This window comes from Streptomyces sp. NPDC005402 (genome assembly GCF_040606575.1).
Classification (GTDB): domain Bacteria; phylum Actinomycetota; class Actinomycetes; order Streptomycetales; family Streptomycetaceae; genus Streptomyces.
Genome location: NZ_JBEXFB010000006.1, coordinates 245950 through 271201 on the forward strand (window position 1 = coordinate 245950; position 25252 = coordinate 271201).

21 protein-coding genes and 2 tRNA genes are annotated in these 25252 nt (G+C 69.3%); 19 read left to right on the top strand and 4 right to left on the bottom strand.

The window, feature by feature from the left end; genetic code table 11:
- The first annotated feature begins 119 nt into the window (after positions 1-119).
- Positions 120-605: a ribose-5-phosphate isomerase gene (locus ABZT02_RS14055; protein WP_356017563.1), complete on the top strand. Its 486-nt coding sequence runs from the start codon at positions 120-122 to the stop codon at positions 603-605.
- 151 nt (positions 606-756) lie between these two features.
- Positions 757-1572, top strand: coding sequence for a DNA-formamidopyrimidine glycosylase family protein (locus ABZT02_RS14060; protein WP_356017565.1), 816 nt, complete (start codon positions 757-759; stop codon positions 1570-1572).
- Between the two features lie 10 nt (positions 1573-1582).
- On the opposite strand, the gene ABZT02_RS14065 is transcribed toward ABZT02_RS14060, so the two are convergent.
- Positions 1583-2812 (bottom strand): GNAT family N-acetyltransferase, encoded by a 1230-nt coding sequence (locus tag ABZT02_RS14065; protein ID WP_356017566.1) that lies wholly within the window; start codon positions 2810-2812, stop codon positions 1583-1585.
- Positions 2813-2981: 169 nt separating this feature from the next.
- On the opposite strand from ABZT02_RS14065, the gene ABZT02_RS14070 reads away from it, so the two are divergent.
- On the top strand, positions 2982-4163 hold the full coding sequence (locus ABZT02_RS14070; RefSeq protein WP_356017568.1) for a PP2C family protein-serine/threonine phosphatase: 1182 nt from the start codon (positions 2982-2984) through the stop codon (positions 4161-4163).
- Between the two features lie 98 nt (positions 4164-4261).
- Positions 4262-4717, top strand: a complete 456-nt coding sequence (locus ABZT02_RS14075; RefSeq protein ID WP_356017570.1) for an HD domain-containing protein — start codon at positions 4262-4264, stop codon at positions 4715-4717.
- On the opposite strand, the gene ABZT02_RS14080 is transcribed toward ABZT02_RS14075, so the two are convergent.
- Positions 4714-5832, bottom strand: a complete 1119-nt coding sequence (locus ABZT02_RS14080; protein ID WP_356017573.1) for an acyltransferase family protein — start codon at positions 5830-5832, stop codon at positions 4714-4716. The genes ABZT02_RS14075 and ABZT02_RS14080 overlap by 4 nt on opposite strands.
- A gap of 365 nt (positions 5833-6197) precedes the next feature.
- Here ABZT02_RS14080 and ABZT02_RS14085 point away from each other — a divergent pair, with 365 nt between their 5' ends.
- The gene (locus ABZT02_RS14085; protein WP_007382026.1) at positions 6198-6392 is read left to right on the top strand and encodes a hypothetical protein; all 195 of its coding nucleotides are present in this window, start codon (positions 6198-6200) and stop codon (positions 6390-6392) included.
- A gap of 75 nt (positions 6393-6467) precedes the next feature.
- Here the strand turns inward: ABZT02_RS14085 and ABZT02_RS14090 are convergent.
- A tRNA-Gly gene (locus ABZT02_RS14090) sits at positions 6468-6538 on the bottom strand.
- 886 nt (positions 6539-7424) lie between these two features.
- Between ABZT02_RS14090 and ABZT02_RS14095 the strand changes: the two genes are divergently transcribed.
- The 5 genes from ABZT02_RS14095 to clpX all read left to right on the top strand — a co-directional run bounded on the left by ABZT02_RS14095 (position 7425) and on the right by clpX (position 12225).
- Positions 7425-7501 (top strand) — tRNA-Pro (locus ABZT02_RS14095).
- 182 nt (positions 7502-7683) lie between these two features.
- Positions 7684-9093: a trigger factor gene (gene tig / locus ABZT02_RS14100; protein ID WP_356017575.1), complete on the top strand. Its 1410-nt coding sequence runs from the start codon at positions 7684-7686 to the stop codon at positions 9091-9093.
- 328 nt (positions 9094-9421) lie between these two features.
- Positions 9422-10027, top strand: coding sequence for an ATP-dependent Clp protease proteolytic subunit (locus ABZT02_RS14105; RefSeq protein WP_050789879.1), 606 nt, complete (start codon positions 9422-9424; stop codon positions 10025-10027).
- Positions 10028-10097: 70 nt separating this feature from the next.
- Positions 10098-10778 (top strand): ATP-dependent Clp protease proteolytic subunit, encoded by a 681-nt coding sequence (locus ABZT02_RS14110; RefSeq protein ID WP_007382023.1) that lies wholly within the window; start codon positions 10098-10100, stop codon positions 10776-10778.
- A gap of 160 nt (positions 10779-10938) precedes the next feature.
- Positions 10939-12225 (top strand): ATP-dependent Clp protease ATP-binding subunit ClpX, encoded by a 1287-nt coding sequence (gene clpX / locus ABZT02_RS14115; RefSeq protein ID WP_356017578.1) that lies wholly within the window; start codon positions 10939-10941, stop codon positions 12223-12225.
- 71 nt (positions 12226-12296) lie between these two features.
- Here clpX and ABZT02_RS14120 read toward each other — a convergent pair whose 3' ends face one another.
- The gene (locus tag ABZT02_RS14120) at positions 12297-13328 is read right to left on the bottom strand and encodes a hypothetical protein (RefSeq protein WP_356017581.1); all 1032 of its coding nucleotides are present in this window, start codon (positions 13326-13328) and stop codon (positions 12297-12299) included.
- A gap of 135 nt (positions 13329-13463) precedes the next feature.
- Here ABZT02_RS14120 and ABZT02_RS14125 point away from each other — a divergent pair, with 135 nt between their 5' ends.
- The 9 genes from ABZT02_RS14125 (at position 13464) to rodA (ending at position 25192) form a co-directional block, all read left to right on the top strand.
- Positions 13464-16088, top strand: a complete 2625-nt coding sequence (locus ABZT02_RS14125) for a valine--tRNA ligase (protein WP_356017583.1) — start codon at positions 13464-13466, stop codon at positions 16086-16088.
- Positions 16089-16193: 105 nt separating this feature from the next.
- Entirely contained in the window at positions 16194-17678 is a 1485-nt protein-coding gene (locus ABZT02_RS14130; protein ID WP_356017585.1) for a folylpolyglutamate synthase/dihydrofolate synthase family protein, read from the top strand.
- Between the two features lie 8 nt (positions 17679-17686).
- Positions 17687-18052: a DUF4233 domain-containing protein gene (locus ABZT02_RS14135; protein WP_356017588.1), complete on the top strand. Its 366-nt coding sequence runs from the start codon at positions 17687-17689 to the stop codon at positions 18050-18052.
- 64 nt (positions 18053-18116) lie between these two features.
- A complete protein-coding gene (gene ndk / locus ABZT02_RS14140; protein WP_007382017.1) occupies positions 18117-18530 on the top strand; it encodes a nucleoside-diphosphate kinase in 414 nt (137 codons plus the stop codon).
- Positions 18531-18839: 309 nt separating this feature from the next.
- A complete protein-coding gene (locus tag ABZT02_RS14145) occupies positions 18840-19859 on the top strand; it encodes a rod shape-determining protein (protein ID WP_004931372.1) in 1020 nt (339 codons plus the stop codon).
- A 115-nt stretch (positions 19860-19974) separates the two neighbouring features.
- Positions 19975-20922: a rod shape-determining protein MreC gene (mreC, locus tag ABZT02_RS14150; RefSeq protein ID WP_356017590.1), complete on the top strand. Its 948-nt coding sequence runs from the start codon at positions 19975-19977 to the stop codon at positions 20920-20922.
- An 11-nt stretch (positions 20923-20933) separates the two neighbouring features.
- A complete protein-coding gene (gene mreD, locus ABZT02_RS14155) occupies positions 20934-21611 on the top strand; it encodes a rod shape-determining protein MreD (protein ID WP_356017592.1) in 678 nt (225 codons plus the stop codon).
- 135 nt (positions 21612-21746) lie between these two features.
- Positions 21747-23996 carry a penicillin-binding protein 2 gene (gene mrdA, locus ABZT02_RS14160; protein ID WP_356017594.1) on the top strand — a complete coding sequence of 750 codons (2250 nt, stop codon included), beginning with the start codon at positions 21747-21749 and terminating at the stop codon, positions 23994-23996.
- Positions 23993-25192: a rod shape-determining protein RodA gene (gene rodA / locus ABZT02_RS14165; RefSeq protein WP_356017596.1), complete on the top strand. Its 1200-nt coding sequence runs from the start codon at positions 23993-23995 to the stop codon at positions 25190-25192. The genes mrdA and rodA overlap by 4 nt, the downstream gene beginning before the upstream one ends.
- Positions 25193-25252 lie beyond the last annotated feature (60 nt).

Consider the following 25252-nt stretch of genomic DNA (forward strand, 5'->3'; position numbering starts at 1 on the left):
TGAACCTTTGAATCCAGATCGTTACTTGAGGTTTGCTTGAGGTTCCATTGTCGGGTTCACGGTTTTCCTGGCCGACACCCGGGGCTGCTGCCCTGAAACAGCCGTGTCACACTCGTCTCATGCGCGTGTATCTCGGCTCCGACCATGCGGGCTTCGAACTCAAGAACCACCTCGTCGACTGGCTCAAGGCGGCCGGCCACGACGTGGTCGACTGCGGCCCCCACATCTACGACGCCCAGGACGACTACCCGCCCTTCTGCCTCCGCGCCGCCGAGCGCACCGCCGCCGACGCCGACTCCCTCGGCATCGTGATCGGCGGCTCCGGCAACGGCGAGCAGATCGCCGCGAACAAGGTCAAGGGCGTCCGGGCGGCCCTCGCCTGGAGCGAGGAGACCGCGTCGCTGGGCCGCCAGCACAACAACGCCAACGTCGTCGCGGTGGGCGCCCGCATGCACTCCACGGAGGAGGCGACGAAGTTCGTCGAGACCTTCCTCGCCACGCCGTTCTCCGGCGACGAGCGCCACCAGCGCCGCATCGACATGCTGTCCGCCTACGAGACGACGGGCGACCTGCCGGCGATCCCGGCACACCACCCCCAGCAGTAGCCTCCGGCGGTGGGGCGGCGAAATCCAGCCCCTCCGGCGTTTGAGGAGCGGGGGCCCCGGGGGCGGAGCCCCCGGAGGACGGGACGGGTAGGGGCGGCGGGGGCGAGAATCCCATGGGCCGCCCCCACCCCCGGACGAACAAGGAGCCACCGTGCCCGAGGGCCACACGATCCACCGCCTGGCCCAGGACTACGGCACCGCCTTCCAAGGCACCACCCCCCGCGTCACCAGCCCCCAGGGCAAGTTCTCCGACGCCGCCGCCCTCCTCGACCGCTCCGAACTCACCCGCACCGAGGCCCACGGCAAGCACCTCTTCCTCGGCTTCCGTGACACCGACTGGGTCCACATCCACCTCGGCCTCTTCGGCAAGGTCACCTTCGGCGCCGCCCCCGCACCCCCGCCCACCGACACGGTCCGCCTCCGCCTCGCGAACACCACGGCGTACGTCGACCTCCGCGGCCCCACGACCTGCGCCCTGATCACCCCCGCCGAGAAGCAGTCGATACACGACCGTCTCGGCCCGGACCCCCTCCGCTCGGGCACCGACGCCGACCCGCATGCCGCGTACCAGCGGATCTCCCGCAGCCGTACGACGATCGCCGCCCTGCTGATGGACCAGAAGGTCATCGCGGGCGTGGGCAACGTCTACCGGGCGGAGGTCCTCTTCCGGCACCGCATCGACCCGTACCGGGCGGGCAGGGACATCACCCCGGCCGAGTGGGACGCGATCTGGGCCGACCTCGTCGAGCTCATGCGCGAGGGCGTGCGGAACAACCGCATCGACACCGTCCGCCCGGAGCACACCCCGGAGGCGATGGGCCGCCCGCCCCGCGTCGACGACCACGGCGGCGAGGTCTACGTGTACCGCAGGGCCAACCAGCCCTGTCACATCTGTGGCGGCGAGATCCGCACCGCCGATCTCGCCGCCCGCAACCTCTTCTGGTGCCCGGCCTGCCAGAAACCCTGACGGCCGGGCCCTAGAACCCGTGCGGCAGCCACGGCGCCACCGCCGACCCGAACCCCACCGCCGCCTCGGCCAGCGCCCCCTGCCGCAGCTCCCGCACCAGACCGGCCCCCGCCAGCGCGGCGAGACTCACCCCGCCGAGATAGGCCGCCCCCAACTCCCGTACGGACAGGGCGAGATCGGCCGGGTCCGTCGTACGGTCGCAGGACGCGCCCTTCGCGTCCCCGCTGAGCCGCCAACGCCCGCTGTTCCAGGGGCAGAAGGCGTCCTCGACCTCCAACACCACGTCCACCGGCGTCTGATAGGTCCGCGCCTCAAGTGCGGCCGCCACGTCGACCAGCCGCACGTGCAGCGAGTCCCGCACCAGCAGCGAGCAGCGCCGGACGTCGGAGACGAGGTACTGCCAGACCTCGTCGACCGGCCGCCGCCGGACGTCGATCCGCGAGGTGAGGTCGAGGTCGAACAGGAACCGCCACAGCGCGCCGTGGGTGGCCGGATCCAGCGCCTCCAGGTCGGAGAGCACCACCGTCCCCTTGGGCCCGGCCGGCTCCCAGTCCGCCTTGACCCGGTACCGCGCGAACCCCACGACCTCCCCGTCCCGCTCCGCGACCACGCACTGCAGCGGTGAGGCGCCACCCCGCTCGCTCTCCGGGTCGAGCAGCCCGAGCCGCTCCCAGCCCGGAATCCGGGCGATCATCCCGGGCCGCCGGGGCACGAGCCGGGCGTAGACCGCCTCGCACGCGTCGAGCACGTCGGCGGGCGCCGCGTACCGCAGCAGTACGTCGTCGGTGCCGGGCGGCAGGGACAGCCGTACCCGGGTCGTGTCGATGTCGGCGTTGACGTGGTAGGTGCCGACGCCGTACCCGAACCGGCCGTAGATCACCGGCTCGGAGGCGGTGAGCACGGCCAGCGGTTCGCCCCAGGAGCGCACGTCGTCCAGCTGGCGGCGCATCATCGAGGTCAGCACCCCGCGCCGGCGGTGCGTCCCGGCCACGCTGACCATGGTCACGCCCGCGGCGGGCACGGCGGCCCCGCCCGGCACGGTCATCCGGAAGCCGAACGCCCCCGCCGTACCCACACACCGCTCGCCGTCCCAGACGCCGATGGAGCGGTCGTGCTCGGTGAGCTGACGAAACAGCTCCAGTTCCTCGGCCGACTCCGGAACCCCGCCGAAGGCGCGGATCAGGTTGTCGTACCACTCGTCCCACTCGTCCTGTCGAAGCACCCGCAAGTCAGTCCCCATGAACCATGCCTACCAGGGCATTGCGGGACGAGCGAGGGAATTTCACCGGCACCCGTCGTGAGCAGGGGCGCGTACGGCCCTTCGGCGTCTGTGAAGTTGAACCTCGCACGGGGGACAAGTCGTACCTCCTGTGCCAAGCAGGGGGTTCGACGGATAAGGTCCCGAACTAATGGCAGCAGGACGAGAGCGGCGCGCGGAAGCCGAGACGTTCACGGCCCGGTTGAGGATGCAGTGGCACCGGGTCCGCGTCGGCCTGCGCCGAAGCGCCGTGGACTACTTCCGCGGCGACGGCTCGGACTGGGTCGCGCTGGCGGGCCTGCTCCTGACCGTCCCGGTGATCGCGGCCGTCACCCTGATGAACTCGGTGTGGTGCTCACCGGTCGCGCTGGTCCTCCCGATCGTCGCCGGCGGACTGCTGCTGCGCCCGGCGAGCCTGCTCGGCCTGTACGCGGCGGCGGCGACCGCGCTGATCGTGGAGTCGGTGCGGCTGGGGCCGTACACCGAGGGGCCCTCGCGGGTCACCCCGGGCGTGGTCCTGGTCGTGGCCGCCTGCGGGTTCTTCGGCCTGCTGATCGCCCAGTTCCGCAGCCGGGTCGGGGTGCCCTGGCGGCGAGGCGGCACCATGCTGTTCGACCTGCGCGAACGCATCCGGGTGCAGAGCAAGCTGCCGCACCTGCCGCAGGGCTGGCACCGGGAGATGGCGCTGCGTCCCGCGGGCGGACAGTCCTTCTCCGGCGACTTCGTGGTCGCGGCCCGTACGAACGGCGGCCGGACGCTGGAGGTCGTCCTGACCGACGTCTCCGGCAAGGGCATGGACGCGGGGTCGCGTGCGCTGCTGCTGTCGGGAGCGTTCGGCGGCCTGCTGGGTTCCCTGCCCCCGCACGCCTTCCTGCCCGCCGCGAACGGCTATCTGCTGCGCCAGGACTGGGACGAGGGCTTCGCGACCTCGATCCACCTGGTCCTGGACCTCGACTCCGGCGACTACGAGCTCTACTCGGCCGGCCATCCGCCGGGGCTCCAGCTCAGCGCCGGCAGCGGCCGCTGGGAGGAGAAGGCCGCGGAGGGCCCCCTCCTCGGTGTCTACGACGGGGCCCAGTTCGACCCGGTCAAGGGATCACTGCGTCCCGGCGATGTCCTGATGCTCTTCACCGACGGTCTGGTGGAGACCTCCGAACGGGACATCGTGGAGGGCATCGACCGCCTGACGGGCGAGGCCGACCGGTATGTGGCCGGCGGCTTCCACGGCGCCGCCTGGCACCTGATCGAGGCGGTCGCCAAGGACGTCAACGACGACCGGGCGCTGCTGCTGATCTGCCGGGAGGGACCGACGGCTCAGGCGATGCCGCGCTAGCCGTTCGTTCGCGGGCACGATCACCGTGCTCGGCCTCACCGCGACCCGCCTCCCGGCCCGCGCGGCGCCGCGCCGCTGGGGCGCGACACACTGGGGGAATGACCGACGAGTTGAGCCTGGCCGAGGTCGAGTCCCTCGCCCGCGCCGCGCACGAGGGCCAGACCGACAAGGCCGGACATCCCTACGCCGAACACCTGCGGGCCGTCGCCGAGGGCGTACGCGCGCGGGGCGGCGACGACGAGCAGATCGCGGCGGCCTGGCTGCACGACTCCGTCGAGGACGACGCGCTCTCCGCGCGGTGGCTCGACGAGGCCGCGCTGAGCCGCCGTACGAAAGACATCGTGCTCGCCGTCACCAAGCGGGCCGGAGAGCCGCCCGAGGCGTACGCCGGGCGCATCCTCGCGACCCCGGGCGCCCTGCTGGTGAAACAAGCAGACCTCGCGCACAACGCGGACCCGGCACGCCTGGCGGTCCTCGACGAGGCGACCCGGAGACGACTGACCGAGAAGTACGCCAGAATGCGCGCGCTTCTCCGTCTGCCGGCGTCCGGCTAGGCGTTGACCCGCTCCCGGGGAGCCGCCGCCTTCTGCTCGCGCCCGCGCGCCACCTCGGCCGCCTCCCGCCTGAACGCCCACTCCATGTCGGGCTCCATCACGCACCGGAAGACGCGGCGCACCGGCGCGGTGCACAGCAGGGTGACGGCGATCGCGGCCAGCGCGCTCACGAAGAGCTCACCGGCCGGACGGTGCAGCCGGGCGTGGTCGAACCAGCCCGCGAAGTCCGCGCCCTTGATCAGGAAGCCGTGCAGCAGATAGCCGTACAGCGTGCCCGCGCCGAGCGTGGTGAACCACATGCGCCGGCCCGGCACCCAGGCGAAGAAGCAGGCCGTGAGCAGCAGCGAACTCCCGAACATGGCCAGCACCATGACGGGACCCGTCCACCAGGGCGCGCCCAACTCCTGGACGGCGTCGCGGTGGTAGAACCACCCGGTGTCCATGCGCGGCACCGCCCACCAGCCGACGGCGAGGGCGGCCGCGAACACCGGCACCGCCGCGATCCGCAGTGAGCGCCGGCGCACCATCCGGAAGTGCTCGGGCTTCATGACCAGGCCCAGCACGAAGTACGGCAGGAACTGCAACACCCGCTGCAGGTCCAGGTCGTCGCCGATGTCCGGGGTCACGGACGCCAGCATCGCGATGCCGAGCGCGAGCGGCAGCGGCCACCGCACCAGCTTCCAGATCGGCGTGGTCAGCCGCCAGATGAACAGCGCCACCAGGAACCAGGTCAGGAACCACGGGTCCAGGAGGCTGATCTCCATGCCCGGGTTGTGGTCGGCGTAGCGCTTGAAGAGGGAGTACGCCGTCTCGAAGACGATGTACGGCACCGCGACGCCGGTGACGAGGCGCTTCAGCCGGTCCGGGCGCATGTCGAAACTGCGCGAGAAGAAGCCGGAGATGACGATGAACGCCGGCATGTGGAACGAGTACACCACCGTGTACACGCCCTCCAGGATCCGGCTGTCGCCCTTGAGCGGCTCCCAGGTGTGCGCGACCGCCACCAGGACGATGGCCAGGTACTTGGCGTTGTCGAAGAAGGAGTCACGCTGCTTGTGAGGAGGGTCCTGCGGCGGGCGCGGACGGGGGACTGCGTCGGCGGCGGCTGGAAACATCTGAGGCACCCTAGTCCGGGCTGTGTGCTTCCGTAAAACCGGCCGTCTCGTTGCTGGTTGTTCACTTCTGAGCCGTCTTCAACAGGCCTGTATTGTCTGGATTAATCCCCCTGAAATGCCGCATAACCACGGCTGTCGCACATGTGTGTCGGTGCTTCGAATTCCCTGCGGACGAAATGTGCGGACGCGGTGGCCGACGACCGAAAGGAACCGGCCAGGTGGTGCGGTGCGTGTATCGGCATGGCCAAACGTTGCCTCACCGGCCGCATATGCGGGCCGCGTTGGTGGCACGATGGTTCTGGCGGGGGTCGCGGGGTCGCGTCCCCGGGCCGGGAGAGCGGGACCGACCGAGGGTGTGATCAGTTGTGGCCATTTCGCTGTCAGTGGTGCTGCTGTTGGGGATCATCCTGGTGGTGTTGATGCGGGGAGGCTCCATCAAGGCCGGCCCCGCCATAGTCGCGGTGCTCTTCGGCTTCTTCCTCGCCTCGACCGGCATGGCCGACGACATCCAACGCTTCCTGGACTCGATAGCGGAGACCATCAACTCGATCCAGTTCTAGCCCCGGCACACGGGACGGACAGACCAAAGGCCTCCGGCCCGATCCCCTGAGGGACCGGGCCGGAGGCCTTCTCGGAGCGGGCGACGGGAATCGAACCCGCGTAGCTAGTTTGGAAGACTAGGGCTCTACCATTGAGCTACGCCCGCACAGCACGCGCCGCGGTCCGCTGACCGACGGCACGAAAGCATCGTACCGGGTCGTCACCCCTCGCCGCACACCCCTTCCGCCACGCGCCCCCGACGCCACGGCAGACGAACGGGGGCGGCCGCGGACGCCACCCTTTCAGGTACCACGTCCGTCACCTCCTGAGACGTACGGAGCCCTCGCACCGCTTTCGCCCTGCCCCGGCCCACGCGGAACGCTCCTGGCCGGGCGCGGGCTCTCACCACCGACACCCGCCCCTCTCAGCGACCGGCTGCCCTGTGGGAGCGGACTGGATGCCCCTCCCGTGTCTCCCACTGCCCGGCGTGTCCTTGCTCGTGGTCCGTCACCGCCCGGTGTGTCCTCGCTCGTGGTCCGTCGGCGGAGCGCGAGCGAGGTCACCCTGCGAGTCGCCCAGGCAGCAAGAGGGTCGGTGGCGACGCGCCGGTCGTGAGGTGAGTTGTCGCGCGCGGCCGCCACCGGGCGCCGGTGTGGTTCCGAGCCCGTTCCCCGCAGAGCGGGCGTCCCCGTCCGGGTGCTTCTTCGATGGTGTCCGTCCATGCGATGCAGCCGATCAAGCAAGCGGAACGCCACTTCGACGGCGGGGACCAGCCGGGCCGAAGGCGGCAGGTCATGATCGGCTGCACCATGAGCGCGCGAGCGGGCGAGAGGGCCGCGGGAAGGCCGAAAGAGGGGGCGCGGCCCCGTTTCCCCGGGCTCCGCACTGCCTGCGTCTCAGGTCGAGGCGGCTCGGGCGAGCGGTGACGGGCTGGCTTCGGTGGCGCCGGCGGGCCTGTAGTCGTAGGCGCCCATGTGCCTGGTTCTGCCTGCGGCTCGCGAAATGCGGCAACCCCGCTGCCTGCGGGCATGTACCCTACGTGTCGCACCAGACGGGGTGTGGCGCAGCTTGGTAGCGCGTCCGCTTTGGGAGCGGAAGGCCGTGGGTTCAAATCCCGCCACCCCGACCACCAGCGCGATCAGCTCGCGTGACCGAGTCCGTGATCGCCTTTGGGGCGTGTCGCCGCTGCCGTTACTATGCAAGCTGCACGCCCGTGTGCCTCTCCTTACAGAAGATCCTCCGGGCGGCGATCCGCCGGAGCCGTTCTGGCCCCGGCAGAATCCGAGAAGTCAGCCACAAGGAGACCGAACCGTGAAGAGCGCCGTGGAGACCCTGAACCCGACTCGGGTTCGGCTCAGCATCGAGGTGCCCTTCGAGGAGCTCAAGGACAGCCTCGACGCGGCGTACAAGAAGATCAACCAGCAGGTCACGGTGAAGGGCTTCCGGAAGGGCAAGATCCCGGCCCGCGTCATCGACCAGCGGTTCGGCCGCGGTGCGGTGCTGGAGGAGGCCGTCAACGACGCGCTTCCGAAGTTCTACACCGAAGCGGTCAACGAGGCCGAGATCGACGTCCTGGGCCAGCCCGAGGTCGACATCACCGAGCTGAAGGACGGCGAGACGCTGAACTTCACCGCCGAGGTCGACGTCCGCCCGGCCATCGAGATCCCGGACTACTCCGGCATCGAGGTCGAGGTCGACGCCGTCGAGGTCACCGACGAGGACATCGACCAGTCGGTCGAGCAGCTCCGTGAGCGCTTCGCCTCGACGTCCCCCGTCGAGCGTGCCGCCGAGGACGGCGACGTCGTGACCATCGACCTGGAGGCCAAGGTCGACGGCGAGGTGCTGGAGGACGGCGTCGCCAGCGGCGTCTCCTACACCATCGGCTCCGGCGAGCTGCTGGAAGGCATCGACGACGCCGTGAAGGGCCTGGAGGCCGGTGGCGAGGCCACCTTCACCTCCGAGCTCAAGGGCGGCTCCGCGGCCGGCAAGGAGGCCGAGGTCACCGTCAAGGTCACCCAGGTCGCCGCCCGCGAACTGCCCGAGCTGGACGACGAGTTCGCGCAGCTCGCCTCCGAGTTCGACACCCTCGACGAGCTGCGGGCCGACAGCCGCAAGCGCCTCGAGAACATGAAGCAGTACGACCAGGCCACCCAGGCCCAGGAGCGCGTCCTGGAGAAGCTCCTGGAGCTCGTCGAGGTGCCCGTCCCCGAGAAGCTCCTCGAGGACGAGATCAACACCCGCAAGCACAACCTGGAGCACCACCAGCTCGGCCAGATGGGCCTCGACCTCGAGAAGTACCTCGAGATCCAGGGCAAGACGGCCGAGGAGTTCGACGCCGAGACCAAGGAAGCCGCGGTCAAGGGCATCAAGACCCAGTTCGTGCTGGACGAGCTCGTCAAGCGCGAGAAGCTGAACGTCAATCAGGAGGAGCTCACCGAGCACCTCATGCGGCGCGCCGCCTCCTCCGGCATGTCCCCCGACCAGTTCGCCCAGGCGGTCGTCGAGGGCGGTCAGGTCCCGCTCCTCGTCGGCGAGGTCGCCCGCGGCAAGGCCCTGGCCGTCGTGGTCGAGGCCGCCACGGTCAAGGACACCAACGGCGAGGTCGTCGACCTGGACGACGACGAGGACGAGACGGCCGAGACCGTCGAGGCCTCTTCCGAGGAGACCCCGGCCGAGGGCGAGGAGACCCCCGCCGAGGCCGAGGAGAAGACCGAGGGCTGAGCCCACGGCCTCTCGAACGTCACAGGAAGGGCCCCGGAGACGCAGGTCTCCGGGGCCCTTCCTGCTTGCGGTCGCAGGTCCCGGCCGGGGGCGCCGGGAACCGCGCGGCGAGCCACGTGACGGCCGCGCCCGGCACTGAACCGGCGATACCACGGGCTACGCCCCCGGCGAACACCCCCCTTACCGGGATTCCCCAAGGACACCAGCGCGTTAGGGTCCATGAGTACCAGGGCAGGGAAGTCCCTCGAACTGCCCAGCCCCCGGACGGGAACACGTGAGACGGCCCGGCGCCGTCGTAAGACGAGCAGGTGGATACGTGACGAATCTGATGCCCTCCGCCGCCGGCGACCCCTCCATCGGTGGTGGCCTCGGTGACCAGGTCTACAACCGGCTGCTCGGCGAGCGGATCATCTTCCTCGGCCAAGCGGTCGACGACGACATCGCCAACAAGATCACCGCGCAGCTGCTGCTCCTTGCCGCTGACCCGGAAAAGGACATCTACCTCTACATCAACAGCCCCGGCGGATCGATCACCGCCGGCATGGCGATCTACGACACCATGCAGTACATCAAGAACGACGTGGTGACCATCGCCATGGGTCTCGCGGCCTCGATGGGCCAGTTCCTGCTCAGCGCGGGCACTCCCGGCAAGCGCTTCGCGCTGCCGAACGCCGAGATCCTGATCCACCAGCCGTCCGCCGGCCTCGCCGGTTCGGCCTCGGACATCAAGATCCACGCCGAGCGGCTGCTGCACACCAAGAAGCGCATGGCCGAGCTCACCTCGCAGCACACCGGCCAGACGATCGAGCAGATCACCCGCGACTCGGACCGCGACCGCTGGTTCGACGCCCACGAGGCCAAGGAGTACGGCCTCATCGACGACGTGATCGCCACGGCCGCCGGTATGCCGGGCGGCGGCGGCACCGGGGCCTGAGCCCCATGCGGGGCCACAACACCCCCGTACAGCCCCTCAGCCGACCGCCTAAGCCCCTAGGAGACAGACAGTGAACGACTTCCCCGGCAGCGGCCTCTACGCCCGCACCGAGGCCGAGTACACCGGCCCGCGTGCCGAGTCCCGCTATGTGATCCCGCGCTTCGTCGAGCGCACCTCGCAGGGCATCCGCGAGTACGACCCGTACGCGAAGCTCTTCGAGGAGCGCGTGATCTTCCTCGGCGTGCAGATCGACGACGCCTCCGCCAACGACGTCATGGCGCAGCTGCTGTGCCTGGAGTCGATGGACCCCGACCGGGACATCTCGGTCTACATCAACAGCCCCGGCGGCTCCTTCACGGCGCTTACTGCGATCTACGACACCATGCAGTTCGTGAAGCCGGACGTCCAGACGGTCTGCATGGGCCAGGCGGCCTCCGCCGCCGCGATCCTGCTGGCCGCCGGTACGCCCGGCAAGCGCATGGCGCTGCCCAACGCGCGCGTGCTGATCCACCAGCCCTACAGCGAGACCGGCCGCGGCCAGGTCTCCGACCTCGAGATCGCCGCCAACGAGATCCTCCGGATGCGCGCGCAGCTGGAAGACCTGCTGGCCAAGCACTCGACCACGCCGATCGAGAAGATCCGCGAGGACATCGAGCGCGACAAGATCCTCACGGCCGACGACGCCCTGGCGTACGGCCTGATCGATCAGATCATCTCCACCCGGAAGATGAACAACGCCGCCGTCCGCTGACGCGGACCCGTAGGATATGCCGCCCCTTGGCACAGTGCACGTCAAAGTGAACCCTGCCAAGGGGGGCCCGAACGGGGGGCCCGGCAAGGTACCGTCGGACATAAGGCAGCACCAGGAGCCGCTGTACCTAGGCGTCTCCCAGGCGAAGGGGAAGCACACCGTGGCACGCATCGGTGACGGCGGCGATCTGCTCAAGTGCTCGTTCTGCGGCAAGAGCCAGAAGCAGGTCAAGAAGCTCATCGCAGGGCCTGGTGTGTACATCTGCGATGAGTGCATCGACCTCTGCAACGAGATCATCGAGGAAGAACTCGCGGAGACGAGCGAGGTGCGCTGGGAGGAACTCCCCAAGCCCCGCGAGATCTTCGAGTTCCTCGAGGGCTATGTGGTGGGCCAGGACTCGGCCAAGAAGGCCCTCTCCGTGGCGGTGTACAACCACTACAAGCGAGTCCAGGCCGGCGAGAACGGCGGCGGCAGCAGCCGTGACGACGCGATCGAGTTGGCGAAGTCCAACATCCTTCTGCTGGGCCCCACGGGCTCCGGCAAGACGCTCCTCGCCCAGACCCTCGCGCGGATGCTGAACGTCCCGTTCGCGATCGCCGACGCGACGGCGCTCACCGAGGCGGGCTACGTCGGCGAGGACGTCGAGAACATCCTGCTGAAGCTGATCCAGGCGGCCGACTACGACGTCAAGAAGGCCGAGACCGGGATCATCTACATCGACGAGATCGACAAGGTCGCGCGGAAGAGCGAGAACCCGTCGATCACGCGGGACGTGAGCGGCGAGGGCGTGCAGCAGGCGCTTCTGAAGATCCTCGAGGGCACCACGGCCTCGGTCCCGCCGCAGGGCGGACGCAAGCACCCGCACCAGGAGTTCATCCAGATCGACACGACGAACGTCCTGTTCATCGTGGGCGGTGCCTTCGCGGGCCTGGAGAAGCTCATCGAGTCCCGGGCGGGCGCCAAGGGCATCGGCTTCGGCGCGACGATCCGCTCCAAGCGCGAGCTGGAGGCCAAGGACCAGTTCGAGGACGTCATGCCTGAGGACCTGGTGAAGTTCGGCATGATCCCCGAGTTCATCGGCCGCCTCCCCGTCATCACCTCGGTCCACAACCTGGACCGTGAGGCCCTCCTCCAGATCCTGGTCGAGCCGCGCAACGCGCTGGTGAAGCAGTACCAGCGCCTCTTCGAACTCGACGGCGTGGAGCTGGACTTCGAGCGCGAGGCCCTGGAGGCCATCGCCGACCAGGCCATCCTCCGCCAGACCGGCGCGCGCGGCCTGCGCGCCATCATGGAAGAGGTCCTGCAGGGCGTCATGTACGAGATCCCGTCCCGCAAGGACGTGGCCCGCGTCGTCATCACGGCGGACGTCGTCCACTCCAACGTCAACCCGACACTGATCCCGCGGGACGCGCGCGGACGGGGTTCGGGCGAGCAGAAGACGGCGTAGTCCTCACGGACTTGCGAAGGGGCCCCGGTCAACCGACCGGGGCCCCTTCGCCGTTGAGGTACCGACGTCTGTCAGGACTTGACGCGCACGTCGTTGCGGACCTTGGCGGTCAGCTCGGCCGCCTCCGTCATCGTGGTGCTCTTGCCCTCGGTCAGGGCGGCCATGTCGTACGCGAAGACGTAGGTCACCGTGCTGTGGTCACCCCAGATGCACACCGGCATCGACAGGGTCTGGCCGGACTCGGTGGTCTTGACCTCCTGGCACTTCATGACGCCGTTCTCGAAGCCCGCGGGGGTGAACTCCTGCGGGCTGCCCACGAAGGAGCCCGAGCCGGAGTCCTTCGAGGAGCCCCTCTTGGCCTCGGCGAACATGGAGTCGACGACCTTCTCCGGGTCGTCGATCGTGCCGTACACGCCGGCGAACATCAGGGACTTCACGCTGAGCCCTGTGCCCGAGGAGTAGGTCGCGCTGACGTCCTTGGCGTCCTTGACGCCCCACGACTCGGCGTCCTTGACGTCACTGTCGCTCAGCGCACCGAGCCCGCCGTCGCCGCCCTTCTTGTAGTCCCCGTCGAGGATCGTCGCCGGTGCGGCCAGCTTGTGCGCCCCGTCGTCGGTGATGTCGGAACCGCCGCTGCCGCTCCCGTTGCCGAGGACCAGATACGCCCCGACCGCGATCGCGGCCACGACCGCCACCCCGCCGACGATGATGCCGATCATCTTGCCCTTGCCACCGCCCGGCGCCGGGGGCTGCGGGACGCCGTAGGGGGCCTGGCCGTACGGCGGCTGCTGGCCGTACGGGGCCTGCTGGCCGTAGGGGGCCTGGGGCTGGCCATACGGCGGGGTCTGCGGCGGGACGCCACCCTGCTGCGGGTAGCCGTAACCGGGCTGGGGCTGCTGACCCTGCGGCGGCTGCTGGGGGTAGCCGGGCTGCCCCGGAGGCGACTGCGGTGCCTGCTGGGGGTAGCCGTAGCCGGGCTGGGGCTGGCCCTGCGGAGCCTGCGGCGGCTGGCCGTAGGGGCCCGGCTGGCCGTACGGCCCGGGCTGCGGCTGCTGCCCGGGCTGCTGGGGCTGCCCGTACGGGCCCGGCTGGTTGTGACTCATCTCTGGGTTCCCCTCCAGATGCTTATGTGTTCCTGACATCCTGGCTCAGGCGCGGACGGCGCACGGCATCGGGGCCCCACCGTTACAGAACAAACGCGTTTCGGGACACGCCCGGGACACCCCTAAACTGACCCCGTGACCGAGAACGCTCAGCAGCAGCCCACAGCGCCCAGCACCGAACTGCCGACCCAGTACGCGCCGGCCGAGGTAGAGGGGCCGCTGTACGAGCGCTGGGTGGAGCGCGGTTACTTCACCGCCGACGCGAAGAGCGACAAGCCCCCGTACACCATCGTCATCCCGCCGCCGAACGTCACCGGCTCACTCCACCTGGGCCACGCCTTCCAGCACACGCTCATGGACGCCCTGACCCGCCGCAAGCGCATGCAGGGCTACGAGGCGCTGTGGCTGCCGGGCATGGACCACGCCGGCATCGCCACCCAGAACAAGGTCGAGCAGCAGCTCGCCGAGGAGGGCAAGTCCCGACACGACCTGGGCCGCGAGGAGTTCGTCGAGCGCGTCTGGCAGTGGAAGGAGGAGTACGGCGGCCGGATCCTCGGCCAGATGCGGCGCCTCGGTGACGGCGTCGACTGGAGCCGTGAGCGGTTCACGATGGACGAGGGCCTGTCCAAGGCCGTCCTCACCATCTTCAAGCGGCTCTACGACGACGAGCTGATCTACCGCGCCGAGCGCATCATCAACTGGTGCCCGCGCTGTCTGACGGCCATCTCCGACATCGAGGTGGAATACCAGGAGGACGCGGGCGAGTTGGTCTCCATCCGCTACGGCGAGGGCGAGGACAGCCTCGTCGTCGCGACCACGCGCGCGGAGACGATGCTCGGTGACACGGCCGTCGCCGTCCACCCCGACGACGAGCGGTACCAGCACCTCATCGGCAAGCAGATCAAGCTCCCGCTCACCGACCGCACCATCCCGGTCGTCGCCGACACCCACGTCGACCCCGAGTTCGGCACCGGCGCGGTCAAGGTGACCCCGGCGCACGACCCGAACGACTTCGAGATCGGCCGCCGCCACGACCTGCCGTCCCTGACGATCATGGACGAGCACGGCGTGATCACCGTCCACGGCCCCTTCCTCGGCCAGGACCGCTTCGAGGCCCGCTCGGCCGTCGTCGGCGCCCTCAAGGAGCAGGGCCGCATCGTCGCCGAGAAGCGCCCGTACATGCACTCCGTCGGCCACTGCTCGCGCTGCAAGACCACGGTCGAGCCGCGCCTTTCGATGCAGTGGTGGGTCAAGGTCGGCCCGCTCGCCAAGGCCGCCGGTGACGCGGTCCGCGACGGCCGCGTCAAGATCCACCCCGAGGACATGTCGAAGCGCTACTTCGACTGGGTCGACAACATGCACGACTGGTGCATCTCGCGCCAGCTGTGGTGGGGCCACCGCATCCCGATCTGGTACGGCCCCGACGGCGAGGTCGTCTGCGTCGGCCCCGACGACGAGCCGCCCACCGGCGAGGGCTGGACCCAGGACTCCGACGTCCTGGACACCTGGTTCTCCTCCGGCCTGTGGCCGTTCTCCACGCTCGGCTGGCCCGAACAGACCGAGGACCTGCGGAAGTTCTATCCGACCGACGTCCTGCTCACCGGCCACGACATCATCTTCTTCTGGGTCGCCCGGATGATGATGTTCGGCCTCTACGCCATGGACGGCCAGGCCCCCTTCCACACCATCGCGCTGACCGGCCTGGTCCGCGACGAGTTCGGCAAGAAGATGTCGAAGTCCAACCCCAACGCGGTGGACCCGCTGGTCTGGATGGACGCCTACGGCTCCGACGCCGTCCGCTTCACCCTCGCCAACGGCGCCAACCCGGGCGCGGACGTGCCGATCGGCGAGGACTGGGTCAAGGCCTCCCGGAACTTCACCAACAAGATCTGGAACGCCACCCGCTTCGCCCTGATGAACGGCGCCACGGTCGAGGGCCCGCTGCCGGACGCCTCCGAGATGTCGGCGACGGACCGCTGGATCCTCTCCCGGCTCAACACGACGGTCGCCCAGGTCGACGCGTACTACGACGACTACCAGTTCGCCAAACTCGCCGACGCGCTCTACCACTTCGCGTGGGACGAGATCTTCGACTGGTACGTCGAGCTGTCGAAGACGACGTTCTTCGCGGGCGGCGAGCAGGCCCGGGTCTCCGGCCGGGTCCTCGGCGAGGTCCTCGACGTGACGCTGCGGCTGCTCCACCCGGTCATCCCGTTCGTCACGGACGCCCTGTGGACCACGCTCACGGGCGGCGAGTCCCTGGTCGTCGGTAAGTGGCCGGCGGACAGCGGCTTCCGCGACAAGGACGCCGAGGACGAGATCGCGCTGGTCCAGCGGGTCGTCACCGAGGTCCGCCGGTTCCGCAAGGACCAGGGACTGAAGGACGGCCAGAAGGTCCCGGCCCGCCTGGAACTCACCGGCACCGCCCTGGCCCCGCACGAGCCGGCCATCCGCCAGCTGCTGCGCCTCCAGCCGGAGGAGGAGGGCTTCGCGGCCACGGCGACCCTCCCGGTCGCCGGTGCCACGGTCGCCCTCGACCTCTCCGGCACGATCGACGTGGCGGCGGAGCGCAAGCGCCTCGCGAAGGACCTGGCGGCCGCCGAGAAGGAGAAGGCCCAGGCCAACGCCAAGCTCGGCAACGAAGCGTTCCTGGCGAAGGCCCCGGACAACGTCGTGGACAAGATCCGCGGCCGCCTGGCCAAGGCGGACGAGGACATCGCGAGGATCAAGACCCAGCTGGACAGGCTGCCCCAGCAGTAGGACCTACAGGGGCGCGGGGAACTGCGCGACCAGCCACAAACTTCCCCGCGCCCGCCAAACGGGACCAGTCACCCCTCTCCGTGGGCGCAGCCCTAAACTGACCGTGTGAGCGACAGCGACCCCTTCGACGAGATCATCGCCAACGAGACCGACCGAGACCCCGACCTCGCGGTCATCGAGGCCGGCAGCCGCACCCTGCGCACCCAGGGCGGCCCGCCGGAGGCCGACGTGCCCGCACGGCCCGAGGACCCCGAGGTCGACAAGGCCCTGCGTACGGTCGAAGCGGCGCTGGCCAGCCGCTGGGGCGAGACCAAGCTGGAGCCCTCGGTCAGCCGCATCGCCGCGCTGATGGACCTGTTGGGCGAGCCGCAGCGGTCGTACCCCTCGATCCACATCACGGGGACGAACGGCAAGACCTCCACGGCCCGCATGATCGAGGCCCTCCTCGGCGCCTTCGAACTGCGCACCGGCCGCTACACCAGCCCCCACGTCCAGTCGGTCACCGAGCGCATCAGCCTCGACGGGGCGCCCATCTCCGCCGAGCGCTTCATCGAGACGTACGACGACATCAAGCCGTACATCGAGATGGTCGACGCCTCGCAGCAGTACCGGCTGTCCTTCTTCGAGGTGCTGACCGGCATGGCGTACGCCGCCTTCGCGGACGCGCCGGTCGACGTGGCCGTCGTCGAGGTCGGCATGGGCGGCTCCTGGGACGCGACCAACGTCATCGACGGTGATGTCGCCGTGGTCACCCCCATCGACCTGGACCACACCGACCGGCTCGGCGGGACTCCGGGGGAGATCGCCGTCGAGAAGGCCGGGATCATCAAGCAGGACGCGACCGTCGTCCTGGCCCAGCAGCCGGTGGACGCGGCGCAGGTCCTGCTGAAGAAAGCCGTCGAGGTCGACGCCACCGTTGCGCGCGAGGGTCTGGAGTTCGGAGTCGTCTCCCGGCAGGTCGCCGTCGGCGGCCAGCTGATGACCCTGCGCGGCCTCGGCGGCGAGTACGAAGAGGTGTACCTGCCGCTGCACGGCCCCTACCAGGCGCACAACGCGGCCGTGGCGCTCGCCGCCGTGGAGGCGTTCTTCGGCGTGGGTGCCCAGCGCCCGGACCGCCTGGACATCGACACCGTCCGCAAGGCCTTCGCGGCCGTCTCCGCGCCGGGCCGCCTCGAAGTCGTACGGCGTTCCCCGACCGTCGTCCTGGACGCCGCCCACAACCCGGCCGGCGCCCGCGCCACCGCCGAGGCGGTCGGCGAGGCCTTCGACTTCAGCCGGCTGATCGGCGTGGTGGGCGCGAGCGGCGACAAGAACGTGCGGGGGCTCCTTGAGGCCTTCGAGCCGATCTTCGCGGAGGTCGTGATCACGCAGAACTCCAGTCACCGCGCGATGGACGCCGACGAGCTCGCCGCGATCGCCGTCGAGGTGTTCGGCGAGGAGCGCGTGCAGGTCGAGCCGCGGCTGCCGGACGCCCTGGAGGAGGCGATCACGCTGGCCGAGGAGGACGGCGAGTTCGCGGGCGGCGGTGTGCTCGTCACCGGGTCGGTCATCACGGTCGGCGAGGCCCGGCTGCTGCTGGGAAGGGGCTGAGCCAGGTCATGCGTACGCTCTGTGCCTCGACGCTGATCGGCGAGTTCTTCGTCATCGGCTTCGCCGGACTGGTCGCGATGAAGGACCCCGACCTGGCCACGTCCACGGTGTGGACGGTCAGCGGCATCGCCATGTTCTTCTGCCTCGCGCTGTGCGGGGTGGTGACGCGGCCCGGCGGCGTCGCCCTCGGCTGGGCGCTCCAGGTCGCTCTGATCGCCTCCGGCTTCGTGGTGCCGACGATGTTCTTCATGGGCGTGGTCTTCGCGGCTCTGTGGTGGGCCTCCGTGCACTACGGCCGGAAGATCGACGAGGCGAAGGCGAGATTCGCCGCCCAAGCCGCCCCGGCGGACTCCACTACACCTGACGCTGTGTGACGAGCGCACCGACACGCCCTGTAATGTCGTCCCACCGCACATGTCAGCAGGTTAGGAGCCCCTCGTGAGCCAGCGCACCCTCGTCCTCCTCAAGCCCGACGCCGTCCGTCGTGGCTTGACCGGCGAGATCATCAGCCGTATCGAGCGCAAGGCCGGCTGGCAGATCACCGCGCTGGAACTGCGCACCCTGGACCAGGACACGCTGGAGCAGCACTACGGCGAGCACAAGGGCAAGCCCTTCTACGAGCCCCTGGTGGAGTTCATGGCGTCCGGTCCGGTCGTGGCGCTGATCGTCGAGGGTGAGCGGGTCATCGAGGGCGTACGCCAACTGGCGGGCCCGACCGACCCGATCGCCGCCGCGCCCGGGTCCATCCGTGGGGACTTCGGTGTCATCGTCCGCGAGAACCTCATCCACGCGTCCGACTCGGAGGAGTCCGCCGAGCGCGAGGTGAAGATCTTCTTCCCGGGCCGCGCATAGGTCCCGTGCGTAGGTTTGGTGGCATTTTCTGAGGGAGCGTCAGTTCGCCCTGCCCTCTGACCTGGGGCGGCCGTACATTTTCGGCCGTCCCTCGGCATATGCGCGCCGATCGGGGGAACGAGAACCCCCTATGGGCCGTCTCCACAAGCGAGGCGGCGTTTGATCTGCTGACAATGGCGAAGACCCTCGCGCAGTGTTCGTGCAGGCGCGTCTACGATGGAAGCCTTCACGTCACAGCACCCACTTCGCCGACCTGAAAAGCCCTCAAAAGCTCCCAGGAAGGCCAGACGAATCCTGATGGGGAACTCAATGTCGTTCATCGGCCGTGACATGGCTGTCGACCTCGGGACCGCCAACACGCTGGTGTACGTCAGGGGTCGCGGGATCGTACTCAACGAGCCGTCCGTCGTCGCGATCAACACGAACACCGGTGGAATTCTGGCTGTCGGCGCCGAAGCGAAGAAGATGATCGGGCGGACCCCCGGCAACATCGTTGCCGTGCGACCGCTGAAGGACGGCGTGATCGCCGACTTCGAGATCACCGAGCGGATGCTCCGCTACTTCATCCTGAAGATCCACAAGCGGCGGTATCTCGCGAGGCCGCGCGTCGTCGTGTGTGTCCCCTCGGGCATCACCGGCGTCGAGCGCCGCGCCGTCATCGAGGCGTCGTCCCAGGCCGGCGCCCGCCAGGTGCACATCATCGAGGAGCCCATGGCGGCCGCCATCGGCTCCGGCCTGCCGGTCCACGAGGCCACGGGCAACATGGTGGTGGACATCGGCGGCGGCACCACGGAGGTCGCGGTCATCTCCCTCGGCGGCATCGTCACCGCCCAGTCCATCCGCGTCGCGGGCGACGAGCTGGACAACGCGATCATCCAGCACATCAAGAAGGAGTACTCCCTCCTGCTGGGTGAGCGGACGGCCGAACAGATCAAGATCACGATCGGTTCGGCGTACGACCTCGACGCTGACGAGCACACCGAAATCCGCGGCCGGGACCTCGTCTCCGGGCTGCCCAAGACCGTCGTCATCTCGGCCGCCGAGGTCCGCAAGGCGATCGAGGAACCCGTCAACGCCATCGTGGACGCCGTCAAGACGACCCTCGACAAGTGCCCGCCGGAGCTCTCCGGCGACATCATGGACCGCGGCATCGTCCTCACCGGCGGCGGCGCCCTGCTGCGCGGACTCGACGAGCGGCTGCGCCGGGAGACCGGCATGCCGATCCACATCGCCGAGGACCCGCTGGACAGCGTGGCGCTCGGTTCCGGGAAGTGCGTCGAGGAATTCGAGGCGCTCCAGCAGGTGCTGGACGCCCAGCCGCGCAGATGACGTAACTCTTCGATTCCGCCGTACGAGATGATCTCCTCTCGTGCGGCGGATCGTTGATATAGAGGCATAAGCTCCCACAAACGCAACTCCAATAGGAAGGGCACGGCCGCCGCACGTGAGGGACACACGAGAGAGCCGGCTGCTCCTGGTGCTGCTGATCGCCGTCGCGTTCGCGCTGATCACGGTCGACATCCGCGGCGGGGAGGACTCGCCGGTCGACGGTGCCCGCCAAGGCGCGGCCGCCGTGTTCGGACCCGTCGAGAACGGTGTGTCAGCCGCGGTCGACCCGGTCGGAAACGCCGTCTCCGCCATCCGCGACTCCGACGAGCGGCACGACCGGCTCGCCGCGCTGGAGAAGGAGAACACCGCCCTCAAGGCGAGACTCGGCAGCGACGACCGCAACTCCAGCCGCCTCAAGCAGCTCGACAAGATGCTGAAGATCGCCGGCGAGGGCCAGTACGGCATCAAGGGTGCCCAGGTCATCGCCATAGGAGCGGCCCAGGGCTTCTCCTGGACCATCACCATCGACGTCGGCGCGGGCGACGGCATCCAGCGCGACATGACCGTCCTCAACAGCGACGGACTGGTCGGCCGCGTCACTACCGTCGGCCCGAACACCGCCACCGTGCTCCTCGCCAACGACCCCGACTTCACCGTCGGCACCCGCATGGAGGCCACCGACGAACTCGGCTTCGCCTCCGGCCAGGGCGACCGCCCGCTGCGCGTCGAACTCCTCAACGGCAAGGCCGAGATCAAGAAGGGCGACCGCCTGGTCACCTTCGGCTCCCAGGCCGACAAGCCGTTCGTGCCCGGCGTCCCGGTCGGCGTCGTCTCCCGCGTCGACCCCTCCGGGGGTGACCTCACTCGCACCCTCTACGTCACGCCGTACGTCAGCTTCAGCAAGCTCGACATCGTCGGCGTCGTCGTCCAGGCCCCGAAGAAGGACCCGCGCGACACGGTGCTGCCCGCCAAACCGAAGCCGACGCCCACGCCGACCGTGACGGTCACCGTCACCCCGTCCGCCAATGCGCCGGTCGGCGGCCAGATCCAGCAAGAGCAGTAGGAGCTGTAGTCATGCGCGTCAACCGGATCCTGCTGTCCGCCGCCCTGATCGTGGTCGCCCTGGTCGTCCAGGTGAGCGTCCTCGCCCGCCTCCACCTCCCGGGCGCCGTCCCCGACCTGCTGCTCCTCACCGTCCTCGGCCTCGCCCTGGTCTACGGCCATGTCGGCGGCGCCCTCGTCGGCTTCGCCGCAGGTCTCCTCGCCGACCTCGCCCCGCCCGCCGACCACGCCGCGGGCCGCTACGCCCTGGTGCTGTGCGTCATCGGCTACCTCGCCGGCCTCGCCAAACCGGAGAACGGCAGACTCAAGTCGGCCACCGGCCCCATGGTCGTCGTGGTCGTCGCCGCCATCGGCACCACCCTGCTGTACGCCGGTGTCGGCGCCCTCGTCGGCGACACCGCCGCCCGCCATGTCGGCCTCGTCAGCCTGCTGTTCACGGCCTCCCTGTACGACCTGCTGCTCGCCCCGTTCGTCGTCCCCGGCATCATGGCGCTCGCCCGCCGCGCCGAGAACGACCCCCTCGCCGAGGCCGGTTCCGCGGCCAAGTCGGCGGACATCTCCTCGGGCTGGCTCTCCTCGGGCACGGGTCTGAAGATCGGCGGCCAGCGGGGCGGGCTCGGCAGCCTGAAGACGAAGGCACGGACCCGTACCGCGCGGGTGGGCCGTATCAAGGGGGTCAAGCGGCTGTGATCCCACGGGAGTCGGCGGACCGCGTTCACAGGTTCGCCGTATATGACACATACACACACTGAGAGGGGGCGGCAGCCGCAGTGACCAATGCCCACCCGTCTCCCACCACCACCCTCAAAGGGATGGGCTTCGCCCATGACTAACATTCCGGAGACCGGACGGACCCCACGGGTCCAGATCCGACTCGTCGTCATCCAGATCCTCGTGCTGTCCCTCCTCGGCACCCTCGGCGGCCGCCTCTGGTACCTCCAGATCCGCGAGGGCGACGCGTACGCCAGGGAAGCCTCCGGAAACCACGTCCAGCAGGTCGTCGAGCCCGCCGTGCGCGGCTCCATCCTGGACGCCCGCGGAGTGCCCCTGGCGGACAACGAGACCCGCCTCGTGGTCTCCGCCTCCCGCACCGACCTGCTGAAGATGAGGGACGACGGCAAGGCCGTCCTCGCCAAGCTGGCCAAGGTCCTCGGCATGTCCGCCAAGGACGTCATGTTCAAGGTCCGGCTCTGTGACGCCAAGACCCCCCAGCCCTGCTGGAACGGCTCGCCGTACCAGCCCATCCCCATCACCGACGAGGCCACCCCCAAGCAGGCCCTGCAGATCCGTGAGCGCGCCGAGGACTTCCCCGGCATCACCGCCGAGCCGGAGGCCGTGCGCCGCTACGCCGCCCCCGGCAAGTCCAACACCGCCCAGGTCCTCGGCTACCTCTCCCCGGTCACCGACGACGAGATCACCAAGGCCCAGGACACCGACTCGCCCTACCTGCGCTCCGACCAGGTGGGCCGCTCGGGTCTTGAGCGCCAGTACGACAAGGCGCTGCGCGGCAAGGCCGGCGTCACCCGTTACGAGGTCGACAACCTCGGCCGCGTCATCGGCGAGGCCGAGGCGGACGAGGCCCAGCCCGGCGCCAACCTCGTCACCAGCATCGACGCCCGCGTCCAGCGCGTCGCGGAGTACGAGCTGAACGACGCGATGAAGATCGCCCGCACGCAGTTCGACAAGATCACCGGCGAGAACTACAAGGCCGATTCCGGTGCCGTGGTCGTGATGGAGGCCAAGACCGGCCGGATCGTCGCCATGGCGTCCGCACCGACGTACGACCCGAACGTCTGGGTCGGCGGTATCTCCGCCAAGGACTACAAGAGGCTCACCGGCAAGGGCTCCGACTACCCGTTGCTCAACAGGGCCATACAGGGTCAGTCCGCACCCGGTTCGACGTTCAAGGTCGTCTCCACGGCCGCCGCGGTCGAGGCGGGCTACGAGTGGGACGGCGGCTATCCGTGCACCAGTTCGTACTCGGTGGGCGGCCAGGTCTTCAAGAACTTCGAAGGGGAGAGCTTCGGCCCCATCTCCCTCGGCCGCGCCCTGGAGGTCTCCTGCGACACCGTCTTCTACGGCCTCGCCGACCGGGAGTGGAAGAAGGACGGCGGCATCAACCCCAAGAAGGGTGAGCCCAAGGACTACTTCTACAAGGCCGCCCACCAGTTCGGCCTCGGCAAGGAGACCGGCATCGACCTCCCCAACGAGGTCACCGGCCGCGTCCCCGACCGCCAGTGGAAGGAGTCGTACTGGAAGGCCAACAAGGACTCCTGGTGCAGGACCGGCAAGAAGGACGGCTCCTACGTCGAGAAGATCGCGTACGAGAACTGCCTCGAAGGCAACAAGATGCGCGAGGGCGACTCGATCAACTACTCCATCGGCCAGGGCGACACCCTCGTCACCCCGATCCAGGAGGCCAAGATCTACGGGGCGCTCGCCAACGGCGGCACCCTGTACCAGCCGACCATCGGTAAGGCGATCGTCAGCGCCGACGGCAAGACGGTTCAGGAGATCAAGCCCAAGGCCGTCGGCAGGCTGCCGATCGACCAGGCCACCGTCAAGGGTATGGACACAGCCCTTGAAGGGGTCGTCACCCGTGGTACGGCCGCCTGGAAGTTCGGGGGCTGGCCGCAGGACAAGATCCCGCTGCACGCCAAGACCGGTACCGCCGAGGTCTACGGCAAGCAGACCACGTCATGGCTGGCCACGTACTCCAAGGACTACACGGTCATCATGACGATCGCCCAGGCCGGTACCGGCTCCGGCGCCTCCGGCGAGGCCGTGCGCAACATCTACAACGCCCTGTACGGCGTCTCCGACGACGGCACCATCGACAAGAAGAACGCCCTGCTGCCGACCCCCCAGAAGAGCCTGCCGAAGGTCCAGGCGGACGGGACCATCAAGTCCCCGAAGATCGCCAAGGACCCGGCCAAGGACCAGCGGGTGAGCCAGGAGGGCGCGCCCGAGCCGGACGAGACACAGCAGGCCGCGACCGTGAACACGTCGACCGGCGGGAACCGTGACACCCGAAGGCGGCGCCGCAAGAGGGGGAGCCGGAGGATGCTCACATGACCGGGGCGAACAGTTTCCAGGTCTCCGGGTACGGCCCCGCGCGCGCGGGCTGGACCCGGCTGCTGGCCCGCGACTCGCTGGCCCGCCGACTGGACTGGCCGATACTGTTCTCGGCCCTGGCCCTCTCCATGATCGGCTCGATCCTGGTCTTCTCGGCGACCCGCAACCGCACCGAGATCAACCAGGGCGACCCGTACTTCTTCCTGATCCGCCACCTCATGAACACCGGCATCGGGTTCGCCCTGATGATCGGCACGGTGTGGGTCGGCCACCGCACCCTGCGCACCGCCGTGCCCCTGCTGTACGGCGCCTCGCTCTTCCTGCTCCTGATGGTTCTCACCCCGCTGGGCTCCACGGTCAACGGCGCCCACTCCTGGATCGTGCTCGGCGGCGGCTTCTCGCTCCAGCCCTCGGAGTTCGTGAAGATCACGATCATCCTCGGTATGGCGATGCTGCTGGCGGCCCGGGTCGACGCGGGCGACAAGCCCTATCCCGACCACCGCACGGTGCTCCAGGCCCTGGGCCTCGCCGCCGTACCGATGCTGATCGTGATGCTCATGCCCGACCTCGGGTCGGTCATGGTCATGGTCATCATCGTGCTCGGTGTGCTGCTCGCCTCCGGCGCCTCCAACCGATGGGTCTTCGGGCTCCTCGGCGCGGGAACGCTCGGCGCGCTCGCCGTGTGGCAGCTCGGGATCCTCGACGAGTACCAGATCGCCCGCTTCGCCGCCTTCGCCAACCCCAGCCTCGACCCCGCGGGCGTCGGCTACAACACCAACCAGGCCCGCATCGCCATCGGTTCGGGCGGCCTCACGGGCGCGGGGCTCTTCCACGGCTCGCAGACCACGGGTCAGTTCGTGCCGGAGCAGCAGACCGACTTCGTCTTCACCGTCGCCGGCGAGGAACTGGGCTTCGTCGGCGCGGGCCTGATAATCCTCCTGCTCGGGGTCGTCCTGTGGCGGGCCTGCCGGATCGCCCGCGAGACGACCGAGCTGTACGGCACGATCGTGGCCGCCGGGATCGTCGCCTGGTTCGCCTTCCAGTCCTTCGAGAACATCGGCATGACCCTCGGGATCATGCCGGTCACCGGTCTGCCGCTGCCGTTCGTGTCGTACGGCGGATCGTCGATGTTCGCGGTGTGGGTGGCGGTGGGACTGCTGCAGTCGATCAGGGTGCAACGGCCGATGTCGGCGTAGGCCGGGTGGTCCGGGTGGCGGTCGGCCCTCTGCCGGAACCGGGGGCCGACCACTAGATTT

What these genes read in the sequence shown, in the direction of transcription:
- rodA (WP_356017596.1), top strand. Translation starts at nt 23,993, where the DNA reads ATGACCGGGGCGAACAGTTTCCAGGTCTCCGGGTACGGCCCCGCGCGC.
- ABZT02_RS14105 (WP_050789879.1), top strand. Translation starts at nt 9,422, where the DNA reads ATGCCCTCCGCCGCCGGCGACCCCTCCATCGGTGGTGGCCTCGGTGAC.
- ABZT02_RS14080 (WP_356017573.1), bottom strand. Translation starts at nt 5,832, where the DNA reads ATGTTTCCAGCCGCCGCCGACGCAGTCCCCCGTCCGCGCCCGCCGCAG.
- ABZT02_RS14065 (WP_356017566.1), bottom strand. Translation starts at nt 2,812, where the DNA reads ATGGGGACTGACTTGCGGGTGCTTCGACAGGACGAGTGGGACGAGTGG.
- ABZT02_RS14075 (WP_356017570.1), top strand. Translation starts at nt 4,262, where the DNA reads ATGACCGACGAGTTGAGCCTGGCCGAGGTCGAGTCCCTCGCCCGCGCC.
- ABZT02_RS14055 (WP_356017563.1), top strand. Translation starts at nt 120, where the DNA reads ATGCGCGTGTATCTCGGCTCCGACCATGCGGGCTTCGAACTCAAGAAC.
- ABZT02_RS14120 (WP_356017581.1), bottom strand. Translation starts at nt 13,328, where the DNA reads ATGAGTCACAACCAGCCGGGCCCGTACGGGCAGCCCCAGCAGCCCGGG.
- ABZT02_RS14135 (WP_356017588.1), top strand. Translation starts at nt 17,687, where the DNA reads ATGCGTACGCTCTGTGCCTCGACGCTGATCGGCGAGTTCTTCGTCATC.
- ABZT02_RS14070 (WP_356017568.1), top strand. Translation starts at nt 2,982, where the DNA reads ATGGCAGCAGGACGAGAGCGGCGCGCGGAAGCCGAGACGTTCACGGCC.
- ABZT02_RS14145 (WP_004931372.1), top strand. Translation starts at nt 18,840, where the DNA reads ATGTCGTTCATCGGCCGTGACATGGCTGTCGACCTCGGGACCGCCAAC.
- mrdA (WP_356017594.1), top strand. Translation starts at nt 21,747, where the DNA reads ATGACTAACATTCCGGAGACCGGACGGACCCCACGGGTCCAGATCCGA.
- mreD (WP_356017592.1), top strand. Translation starts at nt 20,934, where the DNA reads ATGCGCGTCAACCGGATCCTGCTGTCCGCCGCCCTGATCGTGGTCGCC.